Consider the following 26,148-nt stretch of genomic DNA (forward strand, 5'->3'; position numbering starts at 1 on the left):
CGCCGCCCCATACAAAACAGCAGCGATGCTCACAGCTGCACCGTCACCCATCGGAGTTGCGTCATCGCCTCCATGTCGGCATCGGTTCCTTCACGACCGAAACCGGATTGGCCGTTACCACCGAAAGGAACATGCGCCTCGTCGTGAACCGTGGGACCATTCACGTGGCACATCCCCGCTTGTATGTTCTGGGCAAAGTGCAGGGCTTTGTTGATGTCCTTGGTAAAGATCGCCGACGACAGGCCAAATTCGGAATCGTTGGCCCGCCTGAGGCCTTCCTCGTAGCTGTCTATGGGATAGATCGCGGTGACCGGACCAAAGGTTTCGGTCCGGCAAACCGTCATGCTTTCATCGACTTGCGTCAGGATCGTCGGCATACATTTGTTTCCGTCAAACCAGCCACCAGCAGCAACGGTGGCACCTTTTGCGACCGCATCCGCGATATGCGCCTTGACGCGATCTCTTTGGCGTTCGGAAACGATAGGAGCGACCAAAGTGTCAGGATCGCGCAGATCACCAGCCTTTGCATTGTCTGCAAGGGCCACAAAGCGCGTGACGAAGTCATCAAAGATCGGTCGTTCGACGTAGAATCGGCTGGAGCCGATACAAAGCTGGCCTGCGAACAGGAAGATGGAACGCGCCGCCAGCGGCATGCAGGTATCAAGATCGGCATCGGCAAGAACAACCGTTGCGCTTTTACCGCCAAGCTCGAGCGTATGAGGCGTCCTGTTCCTGCTACAAACTTCGGCGATATGCTGACCGACGGCGGACGATCCGGTAAAGGTCAGAAAGTCGATGTCGGGGCTGCTGGTCAGATCATCGCCGATCTCGGCACCAAAGCCTGTGACAACATTGTAGGCACCGCCCGGCACGCCGGCATCCGCAAATATCCGCGCGATCAGAACCGTAAGATGCGGCGCCATTTCGGAAGGCAGATGCACAACCGTGTTGCCAAGGGCCAGCGCATTGGCAACAAGGCGCGTGGTCTTGATCAGCGGCACATTGAACGGGGTGATAACGCCGACCACGCCTCTCGGCTCGCGCAGCGTCATCGAGAACTTGCCAGGCACATCCGAGGGGATCGTTTCACCGCGCATGTTCCGGCACATGCCGGCTGCGGCGCGGATCATTGCCAATCCCTTTGTGTACTCGAACATCGCCTTGCCCAAGGGCGAGCCTATTTCGTCGATCAGACAATCCAGTATTTCGGCCTTGCGCTCTTCCAAAAGCTCGGCAGCCCGCAAGAGCCAGCGTTCCCTTTGGGTCGGTGTCGTGACCTTATAGGCCGGAAAGGCGGCTTTGGCGGCGGCGATCGCCTTGCGGATATCGCCGCCAGTCCCCTTTGCCGCAAGAGCGTAGACACTGTCGTCCAATGGGTTCAGGACTTCAAAGGTTTCGCCACCTTCGGCACCGCACCACTGGCCACCGATAAAGTGATGAAGCGTCTCAACCTTGGGTGCTACGTCCATTGTCAGCTCACTTTGCTATCGTCTTGCAAGGGTTTCAGGCAGGTAAAGTGCGATCTGCGGGAACATCACCATCAGCGCGATCATCACGGACATCGCAAACCAAAACGGCCAGATCCCGCGAAAGATGGTCCCCAACGGCACATTCGGCACCAGTGATTTCACGATGAACACGTTCATCCCGACCGGCGGCGATATCAGCCCTTTTTCCAGCGCCAGCACCACAATGATCCCGAACCAGATCAGGTCCCATTCCAACGCGACCGCAACCGGTATCACGACAGGGATCGTCAGCACCAGCATGGCGATGCTTTCAAGGAACATGCCCAACACGATATAGATCAGGACAATCACCAGCAGGATGCCGATTTCCCCGATCGGCAGCGCGGTCAGGATGGTGACAAGCTGGGCAGGCACCTCGGTCAGGGCGATGAACGGGATGAACACAAAGGCCGCGATGATGATCAGAAAGATCGTGGCTGTCGCATTCATCGTCTGCAGAATGATCGCCTGAATGGTCACCCAGTTCAGCGTCCGCCGCCAGAGCGCGATCACAAAGGTCAGAAACGCACCGGCGGCAGAGGCTTCGACCGGCGTGAAAAATCCGGTGTACATCCCCCCGATGGTGATCAGCACCACACCAAGGATCGGACCGGCCTGGCGCAGCCCGTCCATCCGTTCCGGCCATGACGATTTTTCGCCCGGTGGGCCCATTTCGGGGTTGCGCGCGACCACCAGTTTGATGGCAATCACGAACAGGATGGTCAGGATAATTCCGGGGATCACGCCCGCCATGAACAGGCGGAAAATGCTTTGTTCGGTCAGCACGGCATACAGGATCATGCCAGCCGACGGCGGGATCAGAAAGCCAAGCGTGCCGCCCGCAGCCACAGCACCGGTGGCAAGGCTATCGCCATAGCCATAGCGCTTCATCTCGGGCAAGGCGACGCGCCCCATCGTGACCGCACTGGCAAGCGAAGAGCCGGACAAGGCCGCAAATCCCGCGCAGGCCACGATGGTTGCAGAGGCAAGCCCGCCCTTGCGATGCCCCATCCACCGATAGGCGGCGGTAAACAGGTCTTTTGAGATCCCCGACGCCCCCGCAAGCGCGCCCATCAGCACGAACATCGGGATCACCAGAAGATTGTAATTCGACGCGGCCTGAAACGCCTCGCCCGCAAGATTGGAATAGCCGATGCGCAAGGCACGCGCCCACGCCAGATCGGACGCCATACCGTTGGCCAACAACAGGTTTGCATTGGCGATGATGGTGCCGACCAGACCCACACCCAGCATCGACAGCGCAACGGGCATCCGCAGCACCAGCAGCACCAGCAAGGACAACAGCCCCAGAATACCCAAAAGTGTCATGTCGATCATAGGTCATCTCCGGCGATTTTGAGTTTCTGGACCTTGCCCGACCGCAAGACCTGCCAGATGTCGAGCAACAGCACGACGGCATAGATCCCGATCGACACCGACAGCAGGTAATAAAACGGCCCGTAAGGGATCAGCAAAAGCTGTGTGGTTTCGCCGAAACGCGCAGCCGTGCCGCCCGAATGCCAAAGCCGCCATGACGTGATCGCCAGCAGAACAAAGCCTGCGCATTTGACGATGATCATCGACCAGCTGGCAAAGGCCGGTGACATGTAAGGTTCGACAAAGTCGATCTCGATATGCGCGCCGGTTCTGGCACCAAGCGGGATCGACAGCGCAACAATCGCCACCAGCATGACGATCAGAATATCCTCTGCCCCGATGATCGGCGCGTTCAGCGTTTTGCGCATGATCGCGGCATTGAACGCACAATAGACCGTCATGAATGCGAGGACGCCACCACCAAGGATCAGCGAGGTCCAGACGAGCAGCCGGTCAAGCAGACCGATTATTTTAGGCAAGGGGCGATCGGTATGTTCCATAAAATCGAAACCTTTGTCGGGGAATGGTGCCAGACCGGTGTAATCCGGTCTGGCAGGAAACAATGCTACTGGTTCAGCGCCTCATAGATTTCGCGGGCGTTATCGATGCCGTTCGCAGCATATTCGGCATAGATTTCGTCCAGCGAATTGGCGATCACGTCTTCCATCTTGGCGCGCTCTTCGTCGCTGGTGATGATCCATTCCACCCGCAGCTCACCCGCCTCGATCTGCTCGTCGATCCAGCCGAGTGCGAATTCGTCATGCTTGTCGAACGACCGTGACAGTTCAACCGACAGCGGCAGACCGGCAATGTCGTTCAGAACCTGCTGATGTTCCGGCGACAGGCTTTCGTAGCGTTCCTTGTTCATCACCACAAAGATCACAAGGAACGACGGCGGTGTGTTCATGATCGCGTAATTGGCCACCTCGTCCAGATTCCAAGGCGGCAACAGGTTGTTGATCGACGACACCGCGCCATCAATCGTGCCTGTGCTGAGCGCGGTGTAATGTTCTTCGGGTGGCATCTGGACCGGCACCATGCCCATGCCCTGCACAACCGGTGTGGTCATGGCGGCAAAGGGAACAATCTTGGCACCCTGCATGCCTTCAACGGTGGACAGGTCCCTGTTGGCGATCAGCATACGCCCAGCCGCCGTACCAAGCGCCAGCAGCTTCACGTCGCTCCACTCATCCGCCATATGTTCATCATAAACCGACCAGATGCGGCGGGTGGCATCCTCGCCATCAATGGCCCTGCCCGGCAGTGTCGCAAGCAGCGTTCTGGGGAACAGTGTCGGCGTGGATGCGGCCAGCCCGATGGTGATATCGGCCACACCTTCAATCGCGCGCTTGTATTGCTGGGTCGGGCCTGCGCCCAACTGGCCAGCCGGATACAGCGCCAGCGACAATGTCCCGCCCGAGCGTTCCTCGACCTCTTTCTCGAACCACGCGTACATACCGGTGATGGTTTCGTGATTATGCGGCAAGAAAGTCGCGAACGACAGTTCTTCGGCCATTGCTGCGGGTGCTGTGAGCGTCAAGGCTGCCGCGAAAGCAGTCGCCATACGTATCTTGGCAAATTTCATTATTTCCTCCTGGTCAATGGTTGAATGTTTCTGGATGTCACGGGCGCAGACCCGTGGTGGTGATAGAGGTCGTGCTGGAAATTTTCGTCGTTCGAATGATGGAGGTGGCCGCTGCCGCTGGCGTAATGGCTGCCAAGGGCTGTGGTGCTTGCACCGCATGGTCCAGATTATGTCTGGCCTTGCGTGCAACCAGCGTGATCTGTTCTGTAAGGAACCGTCCACCAGCGCGGGCGCCGTTAAACGCAAGACGCGCGCATCTGGTCGTGATCACTGCCCCTGCGCTGCGCAAAGACAGGGCACCGGACACTAGCGAGCGAAACAGACCATTCCTGATGGCCTGCCCCAAAGGGGACTTCCGCAGACGAAAAACCAGTGCTGGCCTGTGCATTCCGCCCCCTCTGCCCGCAGTGGCGGGCCTACTCGTAAAGCCGATTCCAGAGACCCCGTTTCGGCGCTCCTCCCAAGAGCAGTTAATTGATTGCATAGTAATATATTTTACACAACAAATAATTATACCTTACACCTATAATTACTTAAACAATTGTTTTAAATATATTTTTAAGTATGCCCGTAGCGAAACGTGAACCCAGCACCAGGTTCGTCAGTGACTCTGGTGCGCGCGTTCGATGAGGCACGGCATATTTCCCAACGCGACCGCAGGGCCGGGGAATAGTCTGGCGACTGCGCGGCATTTTGGTCTCACGCCCGACGGTGACGATCCGGGATGGTGGCGTGACAGGCAGACAGCGGGGGACGCCAAACGGTTTTCCCCTGCGGCCAACAAGGGCCGGTCCACATGCGCATCGACGGCAGGACACACGCCGCACAATCCCAAAATGGGAACCCAAATTTCAGAATTGGACTTGGCTGAAATCGAAGCCTTGCCAACTGATCTGTCGGCAACCGCCGCCCAGCCTGACACTCAGGCTGGAAAGACAAGGCCCTCGAACAATTTGCGCGCAGTGCGCAGGGTGCCGGCGGCCACCACCTGACCGTTCTGGATGTCCAGAATAACCTCGGCGGCGCCTTGGGGGTGTTCGATGCGGAACCTGCCGTCGCGTGGCACATCGGCGATCTGTCCCGCCGGACCGGCAGGCAGCAGGCAGGCGCTGGCCACGCTGACAGCGGCCAGCACACCGATACTGTCATGCACTTTATGCGGGATCAGGCTGCGCGTGCTGATGGCACCACCATGGATCGCGGGCGACACAAGTGTCATCTTAGGCACCGATTTCGCCGCCACATCGCCAAGGTTCATCAATGGCCCTGCTTGCAGGCGGATCGCCTCGATCAGGGTTTTCAGGCCGGTGTTCGATTGCAGATCGGCAGGGCTTTCCTGACCGGTCAGGCCAAAGGCACTGGCGGGCATCACCACAACGGGCATGCCGTTGTCGATCAGCGAACAGGGAATGCCGTTGATCACATCCACCGCGCGGCCGGTGGGCAAAAGCGCGCCACACATCGCACCCGCAATGCCGGTGAACATCAGCGGCACGGCGGCATGCTGGCCGGGCACACCATCGATGGCGGTGGTGCCACGATAGCTGACACGCCCATCCGGCGTGCTGACACGGGCCACGGCGATCTCGGCTGTGTTGCGCATGTGGATGCGGACTGCGGTGGTGTCACCGGTTGCGGCCACCAGCCCGCGTTCGATGGCCGCAGGGCCAACTGCGGCAAGGATATTGCCGCAGGGCTGCGCATCACTGATCAGCGCCTGGTCGACGAAAACCTGCAAGAACAGATAATCCACATCGGCATCCGCGCGCGTGGGTGCGGACAGGATCGCCACCTTGGACGTCAGCGGATTGGCACCGCCGATCCCGTCAATCTGGCGAGGATCGGGACTGCCCATCAGGCGCAGCAACAGCGCATCACGGCTGGCCGTATCGGCGGGCAGATCGCGGGCTAAAAAAACAGCCGCCTTTGACGTGCCCCCGCGCATCCACAGGCATGGGATGCCACCATCAGACATAGCGCAGACCCTTGGCCGCAAGGGCGGGGCGCATGTTGTACAGGTCAAGCCCCAGCACACCCGACGCCAGTTTTTCGCGCTTGGCCTCTTCCAGCGCCAGCCGCGCGGTGGCGGCGGCCAGAACCGCCTCGGCCTCGGCACGCTTGACGACCACCACGCCGTCATCATCGGCCACGATCACATCGCCCGCGTCGATCATCTGGCCCGCGCAAACGACGGGAATATTGACCGACCCCAGCGTTTCCTTCACCGTCCCTTGCGCCGAAACCGCCCGCGACCAGACAGGAAAGCCCATGGCGGTCAGGTCGCGGATATCGCGCACACCGGCATCAATCACCAACCCCCGACACCCGCGCGCCATGGCGCTGGTGGCCAGCAAATCGCCGAAATAGCCGTTGTCGCAAGGGCTGGTCGGGGCCAGCACAAGGATATCACCCGACTGCACCTGTTCGATCGCCACATGCAGCATCCAGTTGTCACCGGGTGGCGCGCTGATCGTGACGGCAGAGCCTGCAATTTGCGCGCCCGCCCAGATCGGGCGGATGCGCGCCTCAAGGCAGCCTTTGCGGCCCTGCGCCTCGTGGACGGTGGCGACACCGGCGCGGGCCAGACCGTCGATCACGGCAGCATCAGCGCGCGGCACGGATTGAATGACAATACCCATGGTTCACTCCTTGTTCACTGGCGGCGTGCCGTGGGTGTGGAAGGTATCGATGGTTTTCAGACCCCAGGCCTGCCCCTTTTTGCGCTCTGTCTCGGTCCAGATCACCGGCTCGTGGTCAGGCGCAAGGATGAGGCGCGCGCCCGCATTGGCCAGTTCGATGCGGTTGCCGGCGGGTTCCCATACATACAGGAAAAAGGTCCCCTGAATGGCATGTTTGTGCGGGCCGGTTTCGATATGGACGCCGTTTTCCAAAAAGATATCGGCGGCGCGCAGGATATCCTCGCGCGTGTCGGTGGCATAGGTCACGTGGTGCAGGCGGCCGTGGCCTTGCCCGTGATCTTCGGTGCAGGCTAGGTCGTAGGTTTTGTTGTTTACCGTGAACCAACAGCCGCCGATGCGCCCGTTATCAAGCTGGATCATCTCGGTTACCCGCGAGGCAAGGCAGGTCTGCATAAAGCGGCGAAACGCGGCCACATCGGTGGCCAACAGGTTCAGGTGATCAATCCGGCGCGGGGCGGCACCTTGGCCCGTGTAACGGCTGGACATATTCTTGAGCGCGGGGCGGTCGATGTCAGACGGCACGTACTTGACGGTTTCCCAATATATTTCAAATATATGGCCAAAGGGGTCCTCAAAACGAAAGGCCGGGCCGTGGCTATGGTCGCCGGCGGTCCAGCCATGCGTTTTGTAGCCCGACGCCTCGATCGCGGCCACCTGATCGGCCAAAGCCTGCGCCGAGGCAGCACGATACCCGATATGGCCCACGCCCGTGGTGGTATGGCGCGTCAGCTTGAGGGTGCAAAACTCGTAATCATCCCAAGCCCGCAAATAGGCACTTTCCGGATCGCGGCGTGAAAGCTTCAGCCCATAGACGCGGGTAAAGAAATCAAGACTTTCCTCGAACTGGTCAGTGTAGAGTTCGACATGCCCCAGATGCGCGACGGCGGCCATCACAGCACGTCCACGGTGCGGGGAAATGTCGATTGGAACGCTTCGGCATAAAGCGCCTGACGTCCACCGGACTGTCCGCCGGAATTGCGCTGGAAATGGTTGGCGCGGTTCTGGGCGACGCGGGTGTAGAACTCCCACAAATGTTCCTGCCCTGCCATGCATTCGATAGCAGCGCGCTTGGCGTCCCAGACCGGCGTGATGTCCAGAAACACATCCGGCTTCCAGCCCATCTGTTCGGTCTGGTGCGGCTCAAACAGATACAACTGCGGCGCACCCAGCACCTTTTGCCCCGGATTGTGCCCCCACGCCTGCGCTATCATCCGGCATTCCAGCGCCACTTGCGTGGTGTACATGTGGTCGGTGTTATAGGGGTCAAAGGCGCTGTGGCTCATCATAAAGGATGGCTGCACATCGCGGATGATATCGACCAGACGCATCTTGTCGTCATCGGTCAGCCGCAGGGGATAATCGCCCAGATCAAGGCAGATCAGGTCATGCACGCCAAGGGCTTTGGCTGCTGCCTCTGCCTCGGCGCGGCGGGCGGCCTTGACCACATCCAGCGTCATGCCGGGCTTTTTCCATAGCTTGGCGCTTTCGCCACGTTCACCGAACGACAGGCAAACCACCGTGACATGGTAGCCCATGGCGGCATGCAGCGCGATGGCACCGCCACAGCGCCAAACGAAATCGGCAGCATGGGCAGACAGGATAATGGCGGTTTTCGGCGCGGTCATGGCAGGGTTCCTTGCAGATTGATCCTGTGCAGGATGACCTGCGCGCTGCTGCATGGCCAATTCGGAAACCGGCGAATGCCATAGATTTATGCTATAGCATGTTGATCGCCAGCAGAAGATGCCGCAAGCTTTGCGTCGTAATGGCAAGGACGGCGGGTTGATGAAGAACATTGCTTTCATGGGTTTTGGCGAGGCGGCAGGTGCCTATGCCAGCGGATTGCGCGAGGTGACGGACCGGATCAGCGCCTATGACATCAAGCTTGACCGCCCGACAGACAGCGCCGCCTGCCTGCATCGCATGGCGGCATTGAACGTCGCCGCCTGCGATCTGGCGGGTCTGCGGGATGCAAGCCTGATCCTGTGCCTTGTGACCGCCGATCAGGCTTTGGTGGCAGCGCAGGCCGCAGCGCCGCATCTGGCGGCGGGCGCGCTGTGGTGCGACGGCAATTCCTGCGCGCCGGACACCAAACGGCAGGCAGCACAGGTGATCGCGGCGGCGGGTGCGCGCTATGTCGATCTGGCGATCATGGCTCCGGTCCATCCGCGCCTGCACCATACGCCGATGCTGGCCTCGGGTCCGGATGCCGCAACGGCGGTGGCGGCGCTGGCGGCTTTTGAGATGCAGGCTCGGGTTGTGGGGGACATGATCGGGCAGGCCTCAGCGATCAAGATGCTGCGGTCGGTCATCATCAAAGGGCTGGAGGCGCTGACCGCCGAAGCGTTTCTTGCCGCGCGGGCTGCGGGGGTCGAGATGGCGGTGATCGCGTCCTTGCAAGCCTCGGACCCCGGCATCGACTGGGAAAAACGCGGTGCCTACAACATCGAACGGATGCTGGTGCATGGCGCGCGGCGCGCGGCAGAAATGCAAGAGGTCGCTGCCACCTTGCGCGCCTTGGGCCTGCCCGACCGGATGGCGCAGGCGACATGCCAGTGGCAATCAGACCTTGCCGCGCTGGCGCTGGATCCGGGGGTTGATGATCTGGGCTTGCGCGCCGATCTGGTCTTGCAGGCCGTGCGGTGAAGGCCAGTTTGCGCCACCTGCGGCTGGTGCTGGCGGTCGCGGCGACAGGGTCCGTCACGCGCGCGGCGCAGCAATGCCATATCTCGCAACCAGCCGTGACCACAGCCATCGCGGGGATCGAGGCGACGCTGGGCGTGCCTATCTTTGACCGCCGTCCGGGCGGGTCCAGCCTGACAGCGGCAGGCCATGTGCTGTCGCTGCGCATCCGCAGGGCGCTGGCGGTTCTGGACCCCGCGCTGGCCGATCTTTCGCCGCGCCTGATCCGCACGGCCAGCATGGCGCAATTGAATGCGCTGATCGCAGTAGCCGAAACCGAAAGCTTTGCTGCGGCCGCGCGCAGGCTGGGGCTGGCACAACCCACCGTGCATCGCGCCGTCAGCCAGATCGAGCGCGAGGTCGGCCACCATCTGTTCGACCGCAAGCCGCATGGCGTGATCCCGACACGCGCCGTACGCCATCTGGCGATGGCCGCACGGCTGGCTTTTGTGGAGCTGGACCTTGCGCTGGCGGATGTGGCCGATCTGGCAGGACAAGAGGTCGGGCGTGTGGTGATCGGGGCGATGCCCTTGTCACGGTCGGTGCTGCTTGGCCCTGCGATTGCGCTGTTTCGCGCAGAATGGCGCACCCTGCCCGTGCGGGTGGTCGAAGGGCCCTACGCCGAACTGGTGCTGGGCCTGCGCCGTGGCGAGACAGACTTTCTTGTCGGTGCCTTGCGGCCGGAAACGGACGATCTGGCGCAAGAAATGCTGTTTCAGGATGAGATGGCGATTGTCGCGCGGCCCGGCCACCCTGCCCTGCGGGGTGGTCCGACGCTGGACGCGCTGGCAGGCTTTGCGTGGGTCATCGCCCCCGAAGGCACCCCTGCGCGCGACCATTTCACCGCCATGTTCAGCGCGGCGGATAGGGCCTTGCCGCTCAGCTTGGTCGAGACGGGGTCAATGGCGCTGCTGACTGACCTGGTGGGGCAGACCGATCACTTGGGCTTTGTGTCGGCGCGTCAGGTTGCGCGCGACATCAACGCAGGCCGGCTTGCCGCGGTCCCCTTCCAGCCACGGGGCACCTCGCGGCCCATCGGGCTGACGACACGGCGGGGGTGGTGCCCGACGCGAGCGCAGGCCGGTATGGTCGCGGCAATCCGTCTCGCCGCGGGTCAGGCCACTGCCGCTTGACGGAATTTTTTCAAGATGCGCTGCAGTTCATCGGTTTCGCTAGTGGTCAGGCAGGCAAAAAGATCACGTTCATGCGCTGCGACGTCACGCTGCGCCTCGGCGGCCAAGGCACGGCCAGCGGCTGTTGGCATCAGAGCGTGGCGCCGCCTGTCATGCGCAACCGGCGCGCGAATGATAAGCCCCCGCCCGGCAAGCTCGTCAATAATCGTCACCAGATTTGACCTTTCAATCTGGAGCGTATCGGCCAATTGTGTCTGGGTCAGCCCCGGTTCACCCACGATGATCGACAGAGCAGAGAACGACACTGCGCGCAGATCATAGTTTGCCAACACACGCGCAAGGTCGGCCGTTACGATCGATAGCGCCCGTTTCATGCTATAGCCAATGTAGCCTGACAGGTGCCGGTCGGTTTGCGGGGCCTGTGCGGTGCCTGCAACGTCGTCCTTTAACGTCTTTGCCAGATTCGATTGTTTTGCCATTGGAATTCTCAATTTGTTCATTCTCTTGCAGCATAACCGATCAAGTTGGATATGTAAGACCAATATAATTTCGTACCATCATCGGTGTCGATTGGCGCGATCAGACCAAAACCGGTCACTTCGGCGGCAGGCGCAGACCGCCGTCAAGCCGGATCACTTCGGCGTTCAGATAGCGGTTGGTCAAGCACATCAGCACCAGATCGGCAAACTCTGCCGGATCACCCAGACGGTGCGGAAACGGCACTGATGCGGCGATGCCGGCCTGTACATCATCCGGCAGTTCGGCCAGCAGCGGTGTCAGGAAAATACCCGGAGCCACAGTGTTGACCCTGATGCCAAAGCGGGCGAGTTCGCGCGCCGCAGGCAGGGCCAGTGCAACAATCCCGCCTTTCGATGCGGCATAGGCGGCCTGCCCGATCTGGCCGTCAAAGGCGGCAACCGACGCGGTGTTGACGATCGCACCGCGCCCGCCATCGGCGTCAGGCGCATTGTTCTGCATCCGTGCCGCCGCCAGACGCAGCATATTGAAAGTGCCGATCAGGTTCACGCGGATGGTGCGTTCAAACGCATCCAGCGCCATCGGCCCTTCGCGCCCGACGATGCGCGATGCACCACCGATACCGGCGCAATTCACCAACCCGCGCAACGGCCCTTGCGCCGCGATTGCGGTGTCAAGGGCGGCACCCGCAGCTTCATCCGTCACATCCAGTGTCAGGGCGAAACCGCCGGTTTCAGCCGCGACATGCGCGGCACTTTCGCCACTGCGGTCGATCACTGTCACCGTTGCGCCGCGTGCGGCCAAGGCGCGCGCCACCGCCGCGCCAAGACCGGACCCGCCGCCGGTGACGGCCACATGTGCACCCGATATTTGCATCAGCGTTTTCCTTTCCAGTCAGCCACGATCAATGCCGGATCGCCCGCCCACAGCGCCGCCGCCAGACCGGCCCGTTCGCGCAAGACTGCGCGCTGGTTGACGGAACCTTTGTCCGTCACCTCGCCTTTGTCGAAACTCAGCGGTGTTGCCAGCACCAAGGCGGCCACCACACGCGACGCGCTGCCGGTCGCGGCCTTGGCATGGGCGGTCAGGCGTGCGGCAAAGGCGCTGCTGACAGCCGGATGCGCCAGCACTTTGGCCGGATCGGTTTCGCCTGCCATATCGCACAAGGCCGCCCAGTTCGGCACCAGAAGCGCGCGCAGATCATCTCGGTTTTCGCCTGCGATCACCGCATCCGAAATCATCCCGCCCATCGCATTGACCAAGGCGGCACGCAAAGCGCCAACAGCGACCCATGTTCCGGTGGCCAGCTTGAAATTTTCCGCCAGCCGTCCGTCAAAGATAAACCCCGACGCCGGATCGCCAGCCACCGCATAGCGCAGCGCATCGCCCAGTTTGTAAAACCCTTCCTCGTCATATGCGGCCGCAGTCAGGGCCGGATTGCGCCAGTAACCGGGCGTGACCGAGGGGCTTTTGATGCGCGCTTCCAGCTTGTCCTCGTGCGGGACCAGCTTGAGCGTGACACCCGCTGCCGGAAAACCGATATTGCCGGGGCGGTCCTTTTTGTCGCTGTAATACAGCGCGAAAGGCCCTGTTTCCGTGGCCCCGAGGCCCGACACAATCGGCACCCCGCCCGCCACCTTGCGCGCGGCCAGCGCAGTCAGCCTGTCCCAGATCGGCTGACCCATGCCAGCACCGGCATACATCAGCATCCGCAGACGCGAAAAGAAAGTTTCGGCCAGCGCGTCATCCTGTTCCATCACATCCATCAGAAACTGATAGCCGATCGGCACGTTGAAATACCATGTCGGCGCCACCTCGCGCAGGGTCCGGATGGTGCGGGCGATGTCGTTGGGCGTGGGGCGGCCATCGTCAATGTAATAGCTGCCGCCAAAATAGATCGCCATGTTGAACACCTTGTTGCCGCTGGCAGTGTGGTTCCATGGCGCCCAATCGACCAGAACCGGCGGTTCATCGACCAGAAAATCATAGGCAGCTCCGATCATCGCCTGATTGGCGCACAGCATCCGCTGCGTCTGGATCACGGCCTTGGGGCTGCCTGTTGTGCCAGAGGTGAACAGGAACTTGGCCACAGTATCGGGCCCCACCGCTGCATGCGCGGCTTCGGCGTGTGGCGAAACCGGTGTCGCCAGCAGGCTGTCATAGGCCAGAATCGGGCGTGTTGCGCTGTTGCCAGTACGGCAGGCCAGCACCACATCCGGCCCGAAAACCGCGTCTATAGCGGGCATGAACCTGTCGGCATCATCGGCAAAGATCATACCCGGCGTCAGCTGCGCGGCAACCTGTGTCAGCTTGTTGCGATCTTCGCCCGACAGCGCATAAGCAGGCGACAGGGCGGCCGATGGAATACCCACATGCTGCGCGCCCAAGGCCATCAGCGCATGGGACAGGCTGTTGCCGGACAGGATGAGCAATGGCCGTTCCACCGACAGCCCCTGCGCCAATAACGCCGCACCAATCGATCTGATCGCCGCCGCCCCCGCCCCGTAGGTGACACGCGCCCATGCACCATCCGCACCGCGTTCGGCCATCCACAGCCGGTCGGGATCGGTGCTGGCCCAATGCATGAACCGTTCGGTCATGCACCGGGGATAAGGGGCAAGTGCGGCCTCTTGCCAGATCAGGGTGGTGCCGTCGGCGCGTGTTTGGCTCAGCAGTCTGATCGACTGGCCAGCATGTGTTGCGTTGCCTTTCATGGCCCCTCCGTTGACAAAAACATGTTGCCATCACCGGATGGACAATAGTTATTGGTCATAACAGTACTGCACCAAACAAATTTTGCAAGAGATGTTTACAACATAATATTTATGACACATAACTATAGTGAAAGAGCGTCGCACCGCGGCGAAGATCCCGAAAAGGAGCGCAAGATGGATGGACAGATGAACCAGTTGGTCACGTATGAATTGCGCGGGGAAATCGCGTTGATCGGGTTGAACCGCCCCGCCAAACGCAATGCCATCAGTGACCGCTTTGTCGAAACATTGCATGATGCGGTCGAGCAAGCGCAGCGCGAGGCGAAAGCCGCTGTGATCTTTGGCGAAGGCCAGCACTTTTGCGCGGGTCTCGATCTGGCCGAACATGTCGAAAAGCCGCTGATCGCCGCCGTGCAAGGGTCACGTCGCTGGCACCGCGTCTTTGATGGGATCGAACGGGGTGAAATCCCGTTTATCGTCGCGTTGCAGGGTGCAGTTGTTGGTGGCGGCTTTGAACTGGCCGCAGCGGCGCATATCCGCGTTGCCGATGAAACCGCGTTTTTTGGCCTGCCCGAAGGCACCCGGGGCATCTTTGTGGGCGGCGGTGGATCGGTGCGGATCGCGCGGCTGATCGGCGCGCAACGCATGGGCGACATGATGCTGACCGGACGCACCGTGTCCCCCCAGCAGATGGAGCAATGGGGTGGCGTATCCTATGTCGTGCCGGCAGGAGACGCATTGACCAAAGCCATCGCACTGGCGCAGGCGGCCGCACAAAACGCGCCGATGTCCAACTACGCCATTATCAACGCCCTGCCCCGCATCCGTGACATGTCATCCGAAGACGGGCTGTTCGTGGAATCGCTGATGTCGTCGCTGACCTCGGCCACACCAGAGGCGACCGAACGCCTGCGCGCCTTTCTGGAAAAACGCACGGCCAAGCTTGCAGCCCCCAAGGACTGACCGCCATGAACCTTGATGACATCATCGCCATTGATTTCCACACCCATGCCGAAGAACCGTGCAATTGCCACCGCGATGACGGCTATAACGAATTTCAGGCTGGCATGGCCGCCTATTTCCGCAATCCCGCAGGCATCGACGGGATGCTGCCCACCGTGCCGCAGACCGCCGCCTATTACCGCGAACGCAAGATTGCGGCGGTGATCTTTGGTGTGGATGCCGAACGCGAGACGGGTTTTTACCGCCACAACAACGAAGAAATCGCACAGCTCGCCGCAGAAAACAGCGATATCCTGATCCCTTTCGCCAGCATCGACCCCGCCAAAGGCAAGCTGGGCGCACGTGAAGCCCGCCGTCTGGTGCGGGATTTCGGCGTCAAAGGGTTCAAATTCCACCCCACCATGCAGGGGTTTTACCCCAATGACCGCATGGCCTATCCGCTATATGAAGCGATTGCCGAAGAAGGCGCGATCGCGCTGTTCCACACCGGCCAGACCGGCGTTGGCTCTGGTATGCGCGGCGGTATGGGGATGCGGCTGAAATATTCCAACCCGATCCATATCGACGATGTGGCGGTGGATTTCCCCGATATGACCATCGTGCTGGCACATCCGTCCTTTCCGTGGACCGAAGAAGGGCTGGCCATCGCGCAGCACAAACCCAATGTCTATATCGACATGTCGGGCTGGTCGCCGAAATACTTTCCGCAGATCTTTGTCCATTACGCCAACACGATCCTGAAAAACAAAATGCTGTTCGGCTCTGACTGGCCCGCGATCACGCCCGACCGCTGGTTGAAGGATTTCGCCGACCTGCCGATCCGCGACGAGGTGCGGCCACTGATCCTGAAAGAGAACGCGCGGCGCATTCTGAAGCTTTAGCAATGTATACATGACGACCAACCATGCTATCCTACAGTTGTATGCATGGAGACGTCAGTCATGGCCGCAGAACGCAGCTCTACACACGCGCATCGCGCACTGATCACGCTGCGCCAGCGCATCCTGAATGGTGAACTGCCCGGCGGCACGCGGCTTTACGAAGTCGCACTGGCAGAGGCGCTTGGCATCTCGCGCACACCGGTTCGGGCAGCATTGTCACGCTTGGCCGAAGAGGCGTTGCTGGACCGCAACGCCGGTGGCGGTTTCATCGTGCGCAGCTTTGCCGTCGCTGATGTGGTTGACACGATCGAGTTGCGGGGCGTGCTGGAAGGCACCGCCGCGCGGCTGGCGGCCGAACGCGGCGCACCACCTGAACTCTTGGCAGAAACGGGCGCGATCCTGCGCGGCATCGACACCCTTTTTCAGATAGAAACTATTGATATGGAAGGGTATTCGCACCTCAATTCCAGATTTCATGACCTGCTCGCGCGGATGTCGCAAAGTGAAGTGCTGATCCGCGAGATCGCGCGCATCATCGCCCTTCCATTTGCTTCCCCTTCGGCGTTTTTGGACGACCAGTCGCGGCAGACTGACCTGGTCAAGACGCTGGCCGCAGCACAGGATCAGCACCGCGCCGTCATCGAGGCAATCACCCACCGCGAAGGATCGCGCGCCGAATCACTTGCCCGCGAACACGCCCGCGCAGCGCGGCGGAACGTCGAATTCCTGCTTTCACGCGAAGCAACCCCGAAGGATGGTGCACCGAGTCTTGCAATTCTGTCGGCCTGACCCGTCAATGTATACATTTTTTGCCAACTAGCCCCCTGGAAGACATCATAACCCTTGCCTAACGCGCGCCACCTCCCGCATGATGTATACATTTACTGCACATCCGATCGGGGGGAATTCGATGACACAAAGCTTGGCAACAGTCATGGCGGGGGCCGGTAATCCGGTCACGCTGCTGCGCAACTCGCGCGCGGGCATGTATGTTTACCCCGTCGTAGCGCCGGAATTTCAGAACTGGCGCAACGAACAGGTGGCGTGGCGGCAATCGGCGGTGCTGTTCGACCAGTCGCATCACATGGACGAATTGATCGTCGAAGGCCCGGACGCAACCGCCTTTCTGTCACACCATGGCATCAATTCTTTCGCAAATTTCGATCTCAACCGCGCCAAGCATTTCGTGCCGGTGACGCCGGCGGGCCATGTCATCGGGGATCACATCATCTTTCGCGAACGTGAGGACAAATACATTCTGGTCGGGCGTGCGCCGACATCGAACTGGCTGATGTTTTGCGCGGCTTACGGAAAGTGGAATGTGCGCCTGCGCTATGACCCGCGCAGCCCTAGTCGCCCCGAAGGCGAACGCGTGCTGCGCGAACATTACCGCTTCCAGATCCAAGGACCGGATGCGCCTGCGATCTTTGAAAAGCTTCACGGCGGCCCGGTGCCAGAGATCAAGTTCTTCCATGTCGACCGGATCAAAATCGGGTCAAAAACGGTGCAGGCCTTGCGCCATGGCATGTCCGGTGCGCCGGGTCTGGAAATCTGGGGGCCTTACAAGGACAAAGATTATATCCACTCGACCATTTTGCAGGCCGCCCGCGATGCAGGTGTGAACCTTGTCCAATGCGGCAGCCGCGCCTATTCGACAAACACGCTTGAATCGGGATGGATCCCCTCGCCCCTGCCTGGCATCTACACCGGTGACGGCATGCTCAAGGACTACCGCGATTGGTTGGGGGCCGACAGCTATGAGGCGGCAGGCGCCATCGGCGGCAGCTTTGTGTCGGACAATATCGAAGACTATTACGTCAACCCGTTCGAGCTTGGGTATGATTTCTATATCGGTTGGAAAAAGGACGATTTCGTCGGTAAGGCTGCGCTGGCCGCGATGAAAGGCAGCACGGACAACCGCAAGAAGGTGACGTTCGAATGGAACCGTGACGATGTGCTAAAGGTCATCGCCTCAAACTTTGAACCTGGTGTGCCGTTCAAATGGATCGACTTCCCGCAGCCGAACTATGCCTCTTCCTCTGCCGACAGGATCGAGCGCGACGGCAAGATGGTGGGTATGAGCATGTTCAACGGCTATTCCTATAACGAACGCAGTATGTTGTCGCTTGGGGTCGTGTCGCAGGACGTGCAGGAAAACGACATCCTGACGCTGAAATGGGGCGAGCCTGAAACCACCGGCAAGACCTCGACCGAGCCGCATCGCCAAACCGAAATCCGTGTGCGGGTGGCCGCTACGCCCTATGCTGCCGAGGCGCGGACAAACTACGCCGACAGCTGGCGCAGCAAGCCACGGTGATGCTGCGGGTCCCTGCACCCGCAACAATGGGGCGATCCGTGCAGTCTTTGCCTGAAAGTCAAGGACATCCGCGGATCAGCCCTATGCCATTTTGCCGATAGTCTTGCCGACCAACACGATCTGCGGAGTGTATTGATGACGACACTTGTCTTTATTCCAGGTCTTGTCAGCGACGCCTTTGTCTGGCGCGCGGCAATTGCGGCAGTGGGCGACCTGCCATGCGTGGTGGCCGATGTCACAACGCAACCCGGCATCCCCGACATGGCACGCGATCTGTTGGCGCGGCATCAGGGGCGGCTGGTTTTGGTGGGCCATTCGATGGGCGGGCGGGTTGCGATGGAAATGGCGCGCATGGCCCCCGGGCGCATCGCGGGCATGGCGCTGCTGAACACGGGTACACATCCGCCGCGCGCAGGCGAAGCGGACAAGCGGCAGGCGATGATCGATCTGGCACATACTGCCGGCATGGCGGCTATGGCGGCGGTCTGGTTGCCCGGCATGATGCGGCCAGACGCCGACCCTGATCTGGCGGCCGAACTGACAGCGATGGTCTGCCGCGCCACCCCCGAAATCCACGAACGCCAGTTGCGTGCCTTGTTGTCGCGGCCCGATGCGGCGGCCAGCCTGACCTACAAAGGGCCGATGCTGCTGGTCACCGGCCGGCAGGATGCCTGGAGCCCGATTGCCCAGCATCAGGATATCGCACGGATTTGCCCGCAAGCGCGGCTGGAGGTGGTCGAGAACGCAGGCCATTTCGCCCCCGTTGAACAGGCAGCGACCGTGGCCGCATTGCTTGGCGCATGGGCGCGCGATGTTGCGGTGGTCGATGCAGGGCTGGACCGGATTCCGCAAACCCCGCTGTTCGACCGTCCCCGCAGCACCGCAGGCTATGCGTTGAACAAAATGGCGATGGGCCTTGCCACCCCCGAAGGCCGCGCCGCGTTTCGCGCGGATGAACAGGCGTATCTTGACCGTTTTGCCCTGACCGCCGAACAGCGCGCCGCCGTTCTGGCCCGCGACTGGGCCGAAATGGTGCGGCTGGGTGGCAATCTTTTCTACATCCTCAAGATTTCTGCCGTGGACCCGACGCCAATCCGCGACATCGGTGCCGCGCAGGCGGGGCTAAGCCTTGATACATTTCTGGAAACGCGGCTGGGAAAGGTGACAAATGGCTAGACTGATTGCAGGTGTGGGCACCAGCCATGTGCCGTCGATCGCGGCGGCGCTGGACAAGGGGTTGCGCGACAGCGACGAATGGAAACCATTCTTTGACGGCTATACTCCGGCGCAAGACTGGGTTGCGGCACAAAAACCCGACATCGCGGTGGTGATCTTTAACGATCACGGCAATGCGTTCTTTCTGGACCGCGTGCCGACACTGGCGCTTGGGGTGGCCGACACCTATGACCCGATCGACGAAGGCTGGGGGCCGCGACCCGTGCCAGCCTTTGAAGGGGCTGCCGATTTCGCGTGGCATCTGGCCGACCAAATGGTGACCAGCCATTTCGACCCGCTGATCTGCCGCGAATTGCAGGTCGATCACGGGATGCAGGTGCCGATGGAGCTGGTGTTCGGCCGCCCTGCCGCATGGCCGGTCAAGGTGGTGCCGATCCTTGTCAACACGATCCAGTACCCGATCCCCACGCCGCAGCGCATGTGGGATCTGGGGCGCGTGCTGCGCCACGCCATCGAAAGCTGGCCCACCGATGAAAAGGTGGTGGTGCTGGGCACCGGCGGGCTGTCGCATCAGTTGCAGGGGGCGCGGGCAGGCTACATCAACCCTGACGCGGACCGTGAATGGATCGCCGATATCGGCCCCAATCCGCAACGCTATCGCGACATGACACGCGAGGATTATGTCGAGGTTTTCGGCTCGGAAGGGGCAGAACTGATCATGTGGCTGGTGATGCGCGGCTGTATGGATGCACAGGTCAACACGCTGTGCCGCCATTATTTCGCGCCTGCGTCGATGACAGGTGCGGGCATGGTACTGCTGGAAAACGCCTGATGTATTTCCTGATGATCTGCCTGCATCATGACGGCCCCGACATCGCCGCGCTGCGCGACCGGTTGCGCCCAGCGCACCGCGCATGGGTCGCGTCCGGTGGCAATGGCGTGGCACGGGTGCTGACCGGATCGGCGCTATGGAACGATGCAGGCGACGGGATCGGCAATTTCGGCATTATCGAAGCCGCGGACGAGGCTGCCGCCCGCGCCTTTGCCACAGGCGATCCTTTTGCCACGGGGGGCGTGGTCAGGCAGGTCGAACTGACGCGCATGGCCGACACGTTTCAGGCCGCGCGCATTCAGCCACTGACGCAGGCAGGCTAAGTCTCTGCCTGCGATGTGGCGGCGTCATGCAGGCGTGATGTAAAATGTCGGGGCCGCGAATATAGCAGGGCTTTGGTCGCGCTGCACATTTGCGGTACGGTGCGGCCGGTCGCGCGGGCTGGTGTCAAGATAGTGCTGTGTCACCAGCGGGCGGAACCCTTCTGCCGTGATCCGGTAATGGATATGCGGCGGGCGCGGCCAGTATTCTTTCGGAAACAACGACATGACCGCGAACCGGCCTTCGGCATCCGCGATCACAGTGCCGCGCATATCCAGCGCGTCATCGGGAAAGTCGGCATAATCACCGTTTTGCTGCGGATGATAGCGCCCGCTGCCGTCGGTCTGCCACAGTTCCAGCCTAGCACCCGAGACAGGCGTTTCGGGGTCTGCGGCATTCATCACCTGCCCCGTGATCTGCATCACCTCGCCCTGTTTGCCAAAGCGGTTCAGGTCGGCCACCACCGGCATGTTGCTGATGTAATACGGCCCTTCCATATCGCTTGCGGTGGGGATCATCGCCTGCTGGGCGGCTGCACGGCCAGCGGACAGACCAAGCGCGGCTGGCACCATGGCGGCGAATTGCAAGAACCGGCGACGGGCGGGCTGGCGTGTGTGATCGGACAAGACTTTCTCCTTCAGGCGAGGCTGACGCTCTGCGGCAGACATCGGGTGGGCAAAAGCGGTTTCCAACCCCGCTTTCTGATTTGTGATCGCGCCGGCCGTTACAGACCCAGCCGCTTGCGCATCGACAGTGGTTCGGCGCGTCCACGGTCGAGCCACAGCCCGACGATGCCATTGGGCAGATACAGCGCGAACAGGATCGCCAGAATCCCCACACCCGCCATATACCAAGCGCCAAAATCGCCAAAAATTTCTTGCAAGGCAAAGAACAGCAGCGCCCCAAGGATCGGGCCGATAAACGTGCCGATGCCGCCCACCAGCACCATGAACAGCATGAACACCGACCATTGCACCCCGAACGCCGTGCGCGGCTGGAACGTGATCGCAGAAGCAAGCCACAACGTCCCCGCCACCGCGCAACCGATCGAGGCAAGGATGTAAATGCGCTGCTTGACCTGAAACGTGGAAATCCCGACCGAAGCAGCGGCTTCTTCATCATCACGGATCGCCTGGGCCTGCGCGCCGGTGCGCCCTTGCAGCAGTTTCCAGCTGCCCCACAGCATCAGCGACATCGTGGCCAGCCCCAGCAGATAGATCGTCAAGCGCCGCACTTCGGGTGCATAGGCGTTCAGCGCAGTGACAGATGTTCCGGTATCACCCTGAATCATCGGGTCAAAGGACACGACTGACCGGATCGCCTCGGCGATGACCCAAGTGGCGATGGCGAACTCGCCCGCTTTCATCCGCAAAACGAACCACGACAAACCCCATGCCACCACACCGGTGCAAAGCGCGCCGATGAAGATCGCTGGAAACGGCGGCAGGCCCGCGTCCACCATGCGCACCATCGCATAGCCGCCAAGCCCGACAAACGCCTGCTGGCCCACCGACACCAGACCGGCATAACCGGCAAGAAGGTTCCACATCGTGGCGAACATGATCAGGATAAACAGATAGGTCAGCTTGTCCACCACCAGCGCCGAACCCGCCAGCGGCAAAAGCGCCAGCGCGATGCCCAGCCCCAGCGCCAGCCAGATCAGCCGCCGGTCGGGTGCCGACATCGGCAAAATGCTGTTGGGGGTCATGTCTTTCTCCGTATCATATCGCGCTTGTGGAACATCACGGCCAGTGCGGCACGCCAGCCGCCCCGTTCGGCGGCGGCACCTTGTGTCATCCGCCACGCCAGCACAGCCAGAAATACGCAATGGCCCGCAAGGATCGAAAACTGCGGTGAAATCAGCCCCCCAACAGATTGCGCAAGGCCAAGGGCGATGCCACCGATCAAAGTGCCGCGCAGTGAGCCGATCCCGCCGATCACCACCGCCTCGAACGCGAAGATCAACAGCATCGGCCCTGAAAACGGCGTCACCTGTGCACGCAGGGCAAGGAATATCCCCGCCAGCCCCGCCAGCGCCACGGCGATGGCCGCCGCCTTGCGATGCACGCGCCGGGGGTCCACGCCCGACAATGCCGCCGCTTCGGCATCGGTCGATGTGGCCCGCACCGCGCGGCCAAAGGCGGTGCGCGTCAGCAGCAGATGCAGCGCCCCCAGCACCAGCACTGCCGTCAGGAACATATAAACCGGCAGTTGCCCCAGAAAGATACCGCCCGGTAACTGCCAGCTTGCCCATGACAGGTTGCCGATATAGGCCCCCAGCGATTTCGTGTCCGACCCGAACAGCCCGAACATCCCGTTCTGCAACGCCGCGCCAAGGCCGATGGTGGTCAGGATCGGGATCAGAAAACCACCACGCAGCGCGCGTTCAAAGATAAACCGCTGCATCAGCCAGCCAAGTGCGGCCATCACCGGCAGCGTCACCGCAATCGCCGGACCAACGCCCAGCCCCAGCCCCTGCACCAGCCACAGCGCGATCATCGCCCCCAGCACGGCCATATCGCCATGCGCAAGATTGATGAAACGCACCACCCCGAACATCAGCGACAGGCCCGCCGCCAGCATTGCGTAATATCCGCCCAAAAGGATGCCTTGGATCACGGCCTCAAGCATGTGACGTCTCCGTTGCCTTGTGGATGCCGAAATAGGCATCGGTAATCTGGGCGCGGGTCAGATTGGCAGGCGCGCCGTCGAGTTCCAGCACCCCTTCGGCCATGCAGATAAGCCGGGAGGCGAAATCCATCGCGCGGGTCAGATCCTGTTCGACCACGATCATCGTCATCCGCCCCCTGATCGCGGCCAGCGACTGGTAAACCCCTTCGACCGCTGCGGGCGACAGGCCTAGCGACACCTCGTCCAGCAGCAACACCTTGGGGTTGGCGACCAGCGCGCGCGCAATCGCCACCGCCTGCCGCTGTCCGCCCGACAGCCCGCCTGCGGGACGGTCCAGCAGCGGTTTGATCTGTGCGAACGCATCGCAGACGGTAGGCAGGGTCCAGTCGCCACGGCGGCCATTTTCGGCAGCGATCTGCAGGTTTTCCCGCACGGTCATGTCTCCGAACAGCCGGCGGCCTTCGGGTGACAGGGCAATGCCTGCCTTGACGCGGGCATAGGCGGGCATGGTGGTGACAGGCGTGCCAAACAGGCTGATCGCGCCTTCGGCCACCGGATGCAGGCCCGCGATCATCCGCATCAGCGTGGTTTTACCCGCGCCATTGGCACCGATCACCGCCAGCACTTCGCCTTCGGCAATGGTCAGCGACAGACCCTTGATCGCTTGCAACTGGCCGTGACGGCCGATGACATCTGATAATTGCAGGGCATGTGTCATTCGGGGCTGCTTCCTAGATAGGCGCGCTGGACATCGGGGTGGGCCATCACATCGCGCGGGTCGCCCATCGCCAGTATCCGGCCTTCGGCCATGCAGACCAGCCGTGTGACCACGCGCAGCAGCGCATGCAGGATATGTTCGATCCAGACCACGGTCATGCCATCGGCCTGCAACTGCCGGATCAGTTCAACCAGTTCGACCAGTTCCGCCTCGGTCAGACCGCCGCCGATCTCGTCCAGCAGGATCACGGCGGGCTTGGTGGCCAGCGCGCGCGCCACCTCCAGCCGCTTGCGGTCCAGCAGGCCAAGCGCCGCTGCCGGACGGTTGGCATAAGCCAAAAGCCCTGTGCGCCGCAGGATATCGGCACCATGGGCGGTCGCGTCTGACGGTGACAGACCGGCACCGGACATCCCCGCCACATGCACGTTTTCAAACACGGTCATGCCCAGAAACGGGCGCGGCACCTGATAGGTGCGCGACAATCCCATCCGGCACCGCTCGGATGCGGACGTGCCTTTCAGGTCTTGCCCTTGCAGGCTGATCGCACCGCTTGTGATCGGAAACGACCCCGCCATCGCCCCGAACAGCGTGGTTTTGCCCGCGCCATTGGGGCCGACAATGCCCACCGCTTCACCTTGCATCACCGCGAAATCCACATCGTGCAACACTTTCAGCGCGCCGTAGGATTTGTTGACTCCGGTGGCGCGCAGCATGGGTTCGGGGTTCACCGACGCAATCATCACAAGTTTCGTCCTTTTTGGATGGGGTGGTCCGGATGCGCCGCACAGCGCATCCGGACCTTGTGCAACATCAGCCGAAAGCCAACGGTTTGAACTCGGCTGTCAGGTCGATCTGCGGGAAATCCGCGTTGGACACGAGGTCAAGCTGGAACGGGAACGGACCTTCCGACTTGTTCCACTGGCCACCGGCCAGACCGCTGACCGCGCAATTGGCCATAGGTCCGGTCGAGAAATCGACAGTCCCCACAGCGGTTTCCGCCTTGAGCATGGGCAGGGTCGCGGCCATAGCTTCCTTGTCCTTGGGGTTGCCGGATTGTTGCGCCAGCGCCAGTGCCGCATCAAACAGCGATGCCGAAGCGCCAAGCGCCTGCGCCCATTGCCGGCCTGTTGCCGCCTCGTAGCCTGCGCCAAGTTCGGCATTGGTCATGCCAGTGGCTGTCGACGAGAACGGGAAAGCAGGATGCCAGTACACGCCGGTGCAAAGCCCCTGACCCAGATCGCCCAACGCCTCCATCTCGGCGGCGAACAGACCGGCCTTGGCCATCTGCATCACCTTAAGCTGCTGGGCCAGACCGCGCTGTGCTGCCTGCCGCCAGAATACGGGGAAATCGGGCGGGAACGGGAAACAAACCACAATCTCGACACCGGCGGATTTGAACGCCTCGATCTGGGTGGTGAAATCCTGGCTCATGTTTTCATAGGGGCCGGGATCGACCACCTCCCAGCCTTGTTCGACCAGCTTGGGCAGCAGGCCCGCGCGGATCGCATTGCCGTCGGCATCGGACGGGATCAGGGTCCCGACCTTTTTGTTCGTCTCAAGCAGCGACCACTGGCCGTTGTAAAGGTTGACGAAATTGCCGGTACCGAATGAAAAATGGAATGTCCATTTGAACGATTGTTCGCCCGGCTTGCCGCCGCGACCGAAATAGAACGCTTCCCACGGTGCAACGGTTGACAGGCAAGGTGTGGCCCCTGCCTCGCAGGCGTCCGACACAGGATTAACGGTTTCCGGCGCGGAATGGGTCAGGATCAGGTCAGGCGCTTGCGCGTTGATCATGTCGCGGGTGATCTGGCTGGCGCGGACCGGATCGGACTGGGTATCGGCGGTGATGATCTCGACGTTCATCATCTGCCCGCCGACGTCGATGCCGCCTGCCAGATTGGCGCGGATCGTGTCGATCAGATAGCCGTCAGCGCCGCCAAAGATGCCCAAAGGCCCCGATTGCGGGCCGATATAGCCGATCTTGAACGTCGCCGCGTCCTGCCCGAAGGCGCGCGTGCCGATCATCGGCGCGGCAAGGGCCGAACCCGCGATCAGGCGGTTGAAATGGCGGCGGCTCATGCCCGCTGCGGTCAGGATAGTGGATGTTTTGGTCACGTCATTCTCCCTTTTG

26 protein-coding genes are annotated in these 26,148 nt (G+C 61.4%); 9 read left to right on the forward strand and 17 right to left on the reverse strand.

Annotation, left to right across the window (positions count from 1 at the left end; genetic code table 11):
• Window positions 1-29: 29 nt before the first annotated feature.
• The 8 genes from VCK47_RS07870 to VCK47_RS07905 form a co-directional block, all read right to left on the reverse strand.
• Complete coding sequence (locus VCK47_RS07870; RefSeq protein ID WP_322891852.1) at window positions 30-1,469, reverse strand: aldehyde dehydrogenase family protein; 1,440 nt, start codon at window positions 1,467-1,469, stop codon at window positions 30-32.
• Between the two features lie 15 nt (window positions 1,470-1,484).
• The gene (locus VCK47_RS07875) at window positions 1,485-2,846 is read right to left on the reverse strand and encodes a TRAP transporter large permease (RefSeq protein WP_322891853.1); all 1,362 of its coding nucleotides are present in this window, start codon (window positions 2,844-2,846) and stop codon (window positions 1,485-1,487) included.
• On the reverse strand, window positions 2,843-3,385 hold the full coding sequence (locus VCK47_RS07880) for a TRAP transporter small permease (RefSeq protein ID WP_322891854.1): 543 nt from the start codon (window positions 3,383-3,385) through the stop codon (window positions 2,843-2,845). Before VCK47_RS07880 ends, VCK47_RS07875 begins: the two co-directional genes overlap by 4 nt.
• 65 nt (window positions 3,386-3,450) lie before the next feature.
• Window positions 3,451-4,470, reverse strand: coding sequence for a TRAP transporter substrate-binding protein (locus VCK47_RS07885; protein ID WP_322891855.1), 1,020 nt, complete (start codon window positions 4,468-4,470; stop codon window positions 3,451-3,453).
• A gap of 922 nt (window positions 4,471-5,392) precedes the next feature.
• Window positions 5,393-6,445: a 4-oxalomesaconate tautomerase gene (locus VCK47_RS07890; protein WP_322891856.1), complete on the reverse strand. Its 1,053-nt coding sequence runs from the start codon at window positions 6,443-6,445 to the stop codon at window positions 5,393-5,395.
• The gene (locus VCK47_RS07895) at window positions 6,438-7,109 is read right to left on the reverse strand and encodes a 4-carboxy-4-hydroxy-2-oxoadipate aldolase/oxaloacetate decarboxylase (protein ID WP_322891857.1); all 672 of its coding nucleotides are present in this window, start codon (window positions 7,107-7,109) and stop codon (window positions 6,438-6,440) included. Before VCK47_RS07895 ends, VCK47_RS07890 begins: the two co-directional genes overlap by 8 nt.
• Window positions 7,110-7,112: 3 nt before the next feature.
• Window positions 7,113-8,060, reverse strand: a complete 948-nt coding sequence (locus VCK47_RS07900) for a VOC family protein (RefSeq protein WP_322891858.1) — start codon at window positions 8,058-8,060, stop codon at window positions 7,113-7,115.
• A complete protein-coding gene (locus tag VCK47_RS07905; RefSeq protein ID WP_322891859.1) occupies window positions 8,060-8,794 on the reverse strand; it encodes a PIG-L deacetylase family protein in 735 nt (244 codons plus the stop codon). The genes VCK47_RS07900 and VCK47_RS07905 overlap by 1 nt, the downstream gene beginning before the upstream one ends.
• 160 nt (window positions 8,795-8,954) lie before the next feature.
• On the opposite strand from VCK47_RS07905, the gene VCK47_RS07910 reads away from it, so the two are divergent.
• Complete coding sequence (locus VCK47_RS07910; RefSeq protein WP_322891860.1) at window positions 8,955-9,815, forward strand: DUF1932 domain-containing protein; 861 nt, start codon at window positions 8,955-8,957, stop codon at window positions 9,813-9,815.
• Window positions 9,812-10,984, forward strand: a complete 1,173-nt coding sequence (locus tag VCK47_RS07915; protein ID WP_322891861.1) for a LysR family transcriptional regulator — start codon at window positions 9,812-9,814, stop codon at window positions 10,982-10,984. The genes VCK47_RS07910 and VCK47_RS07915 overlap by 4 nt, the downstream gene beginning before the upstream one ends.
• Here VCK47_RS07915 and VCK47_RS07920 read toward each other — a convergent pair.
• From VCK47_RS07920 to VCK47_RS07930, 3 genes are read right to left on the reverse strand one after another with little or no spacing between them, the layout of a single operon-like run.
• Entirely contained in the window at window positions 10,966-11,526 is a 561-nt protein-coding gene (locus tag VCK47_RS07920) for a MarR family winged helix-turn-helix transcriptional regulator (protein ID WP_322891862.1), read from the reverse strand. The genes VCK47_RS07915 and VCK47_RS07920 overlap by 19 nt on opposite strands.
• 52 nt (window positions 11,527-11,578) lie before the next feature.
• Window positions 11,579-12,337, reverse strand: coding sequence for an SDR family NAD(P)-dependent oxidoreductase (locus VCK47_RS07925; protein ID WP_322891863.1), 759 nt, complete (start codon window positions 12,335-12,337; stop codon window positions 11,579-11,581).
• Window positions 12,337-14,175 (reverse strand): feruloyl-CoA synthase, encoded by a 1,839-nt coding sequence (locus VCK47_RS07930; RefSeq protein WP_322891864.1) that lies wholly within the window; start codon window positions 14,173-14,175, stop codon window positions 12,337-12,339. The genes VCK47_RS07925 and VCK47_RS07930 overlap by 1 nt, the downstream gene beginning before the upstream one ends.
• Before the next feature lie 174 nt (window positions 14,176-14,349).
• On the opposite strand from VCK47_RS07930, the gene VCK47_RS07935 reads away from it, so the two are divergent.
• The 7 genes from VCK47_RS07935 (at window position 14,350) to VCK47_RS07965 (ending at window position 20,667) form a co-directional block, all read left to right on the forward strand.
• Window positions 14,350-15,138 (forward strand): crotonase/enoyl-CoA hydratase family protein, encoded by a 789-nt coding sequence (locus VCK47_RS07935; protein WP_322891865.1) that lies wholly within the window; start codon window positions 14,350-14,352, stop codon window positions 15,136-15,138.
• A gap of 5 nt (window positions 15,139-15,143) precedes the next feature.
• Window positions 15,144-16,019, forward strand: a complete 876-nt coding sequence (locus VCK47_RS07940) for an amidohydrolase family protein (RefSeq protein ID WP_322891866.1) — start codon at window positions 15,144-15,146, stop codon at window positions 16,017-16,019.
• A gap of 60 nt (window positions 16,020-16,079) precedes the next feature.
• The gene (locus VCK47_RS07945; RefSeq protein WP_322892273.1) at window positions 16,080-16,808 is read left to right on the forward strand and encodes a GntR family transcriptional regulator; all 729 of its coding nucleotides are present in this window, start codon (window positions 16,080-16,082) and stop codon (window positions 16,806-16,808) included.
• A 121-nt stretch (window positions 16,809-16,929) separates the two neighbouring features.
• The gene (gene ligM / locus VCK47_RS07950; protein WP_322891868.1) at window positions 16,930-18,336 is read left to right on the forward strand and encodes a vanillate/3-O-methylgallate O-demethylase; all 1,407 of its coding nucleotides are present in this window, start codon (window positions 16,930-16,932) and stop codon (window positions 18,334-18,336) included.
• A 135-nt stretch (window positions 18,337-18,471) separates the two neighbouring features.
• Window positions 18,472-19,512 carry an alpha/beta fold hydrolase gene (locus tag VCK47_RS07955; protein WP_322891869.1) on the forward strand — a complete coding sequence of 347 codons (1,041 nt, stop codon included), beginning with the start codon at window positions 18,472-18,474 and terminating at the stop codon, window positions 19,510-19,512.
• Window positions 19,505-20,344 (forward strand): class III extradiol dioxygenase family protein, encoded by an 840-nt coding sequence (locus VCK47_RS07960; protein ID WP_322891870.1) that lies wholly within the window; start codon window positions 19,505-19,507, stop codon window positions 20,342-20,344. The genes VCK47_RS07955 and VCK47_RS07960 overlap by 8 nt, the downstream gene beginning before the upstream one ends.
• Window positions 20,344-20,667 carry a YciI family protein gene (locus tag VCK47_RS07965; RefSeq protein WP_322891871.1) on the forward strand — a complete coding sequence of 108 codons (324 nt, stop codon included), beginning with the start codon at window positions 20,344-20,346 and terminating at the stop codon, window positions 20,665-20,667. The genes VCK47_RS07960 and VCK47_RS07965 overlap by 1 nt, the downstream gene beginning before the upstream one ends.
• Before the next feature lie 24 nt (window positions 20,668-20,691).
• Here the strand turns inward: VCK47_RS07965 and VCK47_RS07970 are convergent, their stop codons facing one another.
• The 6 genes from VCK47_RS07970 to VCK47_RS07995 form a co-directional block, all read right to left on the reverse strand.
• Complete coding sequence (locus tag VCK47_RS07970) at window positions 20,692-21,291, reverse strand: hypothetical protein (RefSeq protein WP_322891872.1); 600 nt, start codon at window positions 21,289-21,291, stop codon at window positions 20,692-20,694.
• Between the two features lie 98 nt (window positions 21,292-21,389).
• A complete protein-coding gene (locus VCK47_RS07975) occupies window positions 21,390-22,373 on the reverse strand; it encodes a branched-chain amino acid ABC transporter permease (protein WP_322891873.1) in 984 nt (327 codons plus the stop codon).
• Window positions 22,370-23,296 (reverse strand): branched-chain amino acid ABC transporter permease, encoded by a 927-nt coding sequence (locus VCK47_RS07980; RefSeq protein ID WP_322891874.1) that lies wholly within the window; start codon window positions 23,294-23,296, stop codon window positions 22,370-22,372. The genes VCK47_RS07975 and VCK47_RS07980 overlap by 4 nt, the downstream gene beginning before the upstream one ends.
• The gene (locus tag VCK47_RS07985) at window positions 23,289-24,014 is read right to left on the reverse strand and encodes an ABC transporter ATP-binding protein (RefSeq protein ID WP_322891875.1); all 726 of its coding nucleotides are present in this window, start codon (window positions 24,012-24,014) and stop codon (window positions 23,289-23,291) included. Before VCK47_RS07985 ends, VCK47_RS07980 begins: the two co-directional genes overlap by 8 nt.
• The gene (locus VCK47_RS07990) at window positions 24,011-24,754 is read right to left on the reverse strand and encodes an ABC transporter ATP-binding protein (protein WP_322892022.1); all 744 of its coding nucleotides are present in this window, start codon (window positions 24,752-24,754) and stop codon (window positions 24,011-24,013) included. Before VCK47_RS07990 ends, VCK47_RS07985 begins: the two co-directional genes overlap by 4 nt.
• A 70-nt stretch (window positions 24,755-24,824) precedes the next feature.
• Window positions 24,825-26,132, reverse strand: coding sequence for an ABC transporter substrate-binding protein (locus VCK47_RS07995; protein WP_322891876.1), 1,308 nt, complete (start codon window positions 26,130-26,132; stop codon window positions 24,825-24,827).
• Window positions 26,133-26,148 lie beyond the last annotated feature (16 nt).

It is taken from the genome of Yoonia sp. 72 (assembly GCF_034652275.1).
Classification (GTDB): Bacteria; Pseudomonadota; Alphaproteobacteria; order Rhodobacterales; family Rhodobacteraceae; genus Yoonia.

Coding starts and splice junctions, on each gene's coding strand:
- VCK47_RS07875 (WP_322891853.1), bottom strand. CDS start 2,846: ATGATCGACATGACACTTTTGGGTATTCTGGGGCTGTTGTCCTTGCTG.
- VCK47_RS07955 (WP_322891869.1), top strand. CDS start 18,472: ATGACGACACTTGTCTTTATTCCAGGTCTTGTCAGCGACGCCTTTGTC.
- VCK47_RS07900 (WP_322891858.1), bottom strand. CDS start 8,060: ATGGCCGCCGTCGCGCATCTGGGGCATGTCGAACTCTACACTGACCAG.
- VCK47_RS07890 (WP_322891856.1), bottom strand. CDS start 6,445: ATGTCTGATGGTGGCATCCCATGCCTGTGGATGCGCGGGGGCACGTCA.
- VCK47_RS07990 (WP_322892022.1), bottom strand. CDS start 24,754: ATGATTGCGTCGGTGAACCCCGAACCCATGCTGCGCGCCACCGGAGTC.
- VCK47_RS07925 (WP_322891863.1), bottom strand. CDS start 12,337: ATGCAAATATCGGGTGCACATGTGGCCGTCACCGGCGGCGGGTCCGGT.
- VCK47_RS07975 (WP_322891873.1), bottom strand. CDS start 22,373: ATGACCCCCAACAGCATTTTGCCGATGTCGGCACCCGACCGGCGGCTG.
- ligM (WP_322891868.1), top strand. CDS start 16,930: ATGACACAAAGCTTGGCAACAGTCATGGCGGGGGCCGGTAATCCGGTC.
- VCK47_RS07940 (WP_322891866.1), top strand. CDS start 15,144: ATGAACCTTGATGACATCATCGCCATTGATTTCCACACCCATGCCGAA.
- VCK47_RS07945 (WP_322892273.1), top strand. CDS start 16,080: ATGGCCGCAGAACGCAGCTCTACACACGCGCATCGCGCACTGATCACG.
- VCK47_RS07895 (WP_322891857.1), bottom strand. CDS start 7,109: ATGGGTATTGTCATTCAATCCGTGCCGCGCGCTGATGCTGCCGTGATC.
- VCK47_RS07905 (WP_322891859.1), bottom strand. CDS start 8,794: ATGACCGCGCCGAAAACCGCCATTATCCTGTCTGCCCATGCTGCCGAT.
- VCK47_RS07930 (WP_322891864.1), bottom strand. CDS start 14,175: ATGAAAGGCAACGCAACACATGCTGGCCAGTCGATCAGACTGCTGAGC.
- VCK47_RS07870 (WP_322891852.1), bottom strand. CDS start 1,469: ATGGACGTAGCACCCAAGGTTGAGACGCTTCATCACTTTATCGGTGGC.
- VCK47_RS07880 (WP_322891854.1), bottom strand. CDS start 3,385: ATGGAACATACCGATCGCCCCTTGCCTAAAATAATCGGTCTGCTTGAC.
- VCK47_RS07935 (WP_322891865.1), top strand. CDS start 14,350: ATGGATGGACAGATGAACCAGTTGGTCACGTATGAATTGCGCGGGGAA.
- VCK47_RS07885 (WP_322891855.1), bottom strand. CDS start 4,470: ATGAAATTTGCCAAGATACGTATGGCGACTGCTTTCGCGGCAGCCTTG.
- VCK47_RS07985 (WP_322891875.1), bottom strand. CDS start 24,014: ATGACACATGCCCTGCAATTATCAGATGTCATCGGCCGTCACGGCCAG.
- VCK47_RS07960 (WP_322891870.1), top strand. CDS start 19,505: ATGGCTAGACTGATTGCAGGTGTGGGCACCAGCCATGTGCCGTCGATC.
- VCK47_RS07910 (WP_322891860.1), top strand. CDS start 8,955: ATGAAGAACATTGCTTTCATGGGTTTTGGCGAGGCGGCAGGTGCCTAT.
- VCK47_RS07965 (WP_322891871.1), top strand. CDS start 20,344: ATGTATTTCCTGATGATCTGCCTGCATCATGACGGCCCCGACATCGCC.
- VCK47_RS07980 (WP_322891874.1), bottom strand. CDS start 23,296: ATGCTTGAGGCCGTGATCCAAGGCATCCTTTTGGGCGGATATTACGCA.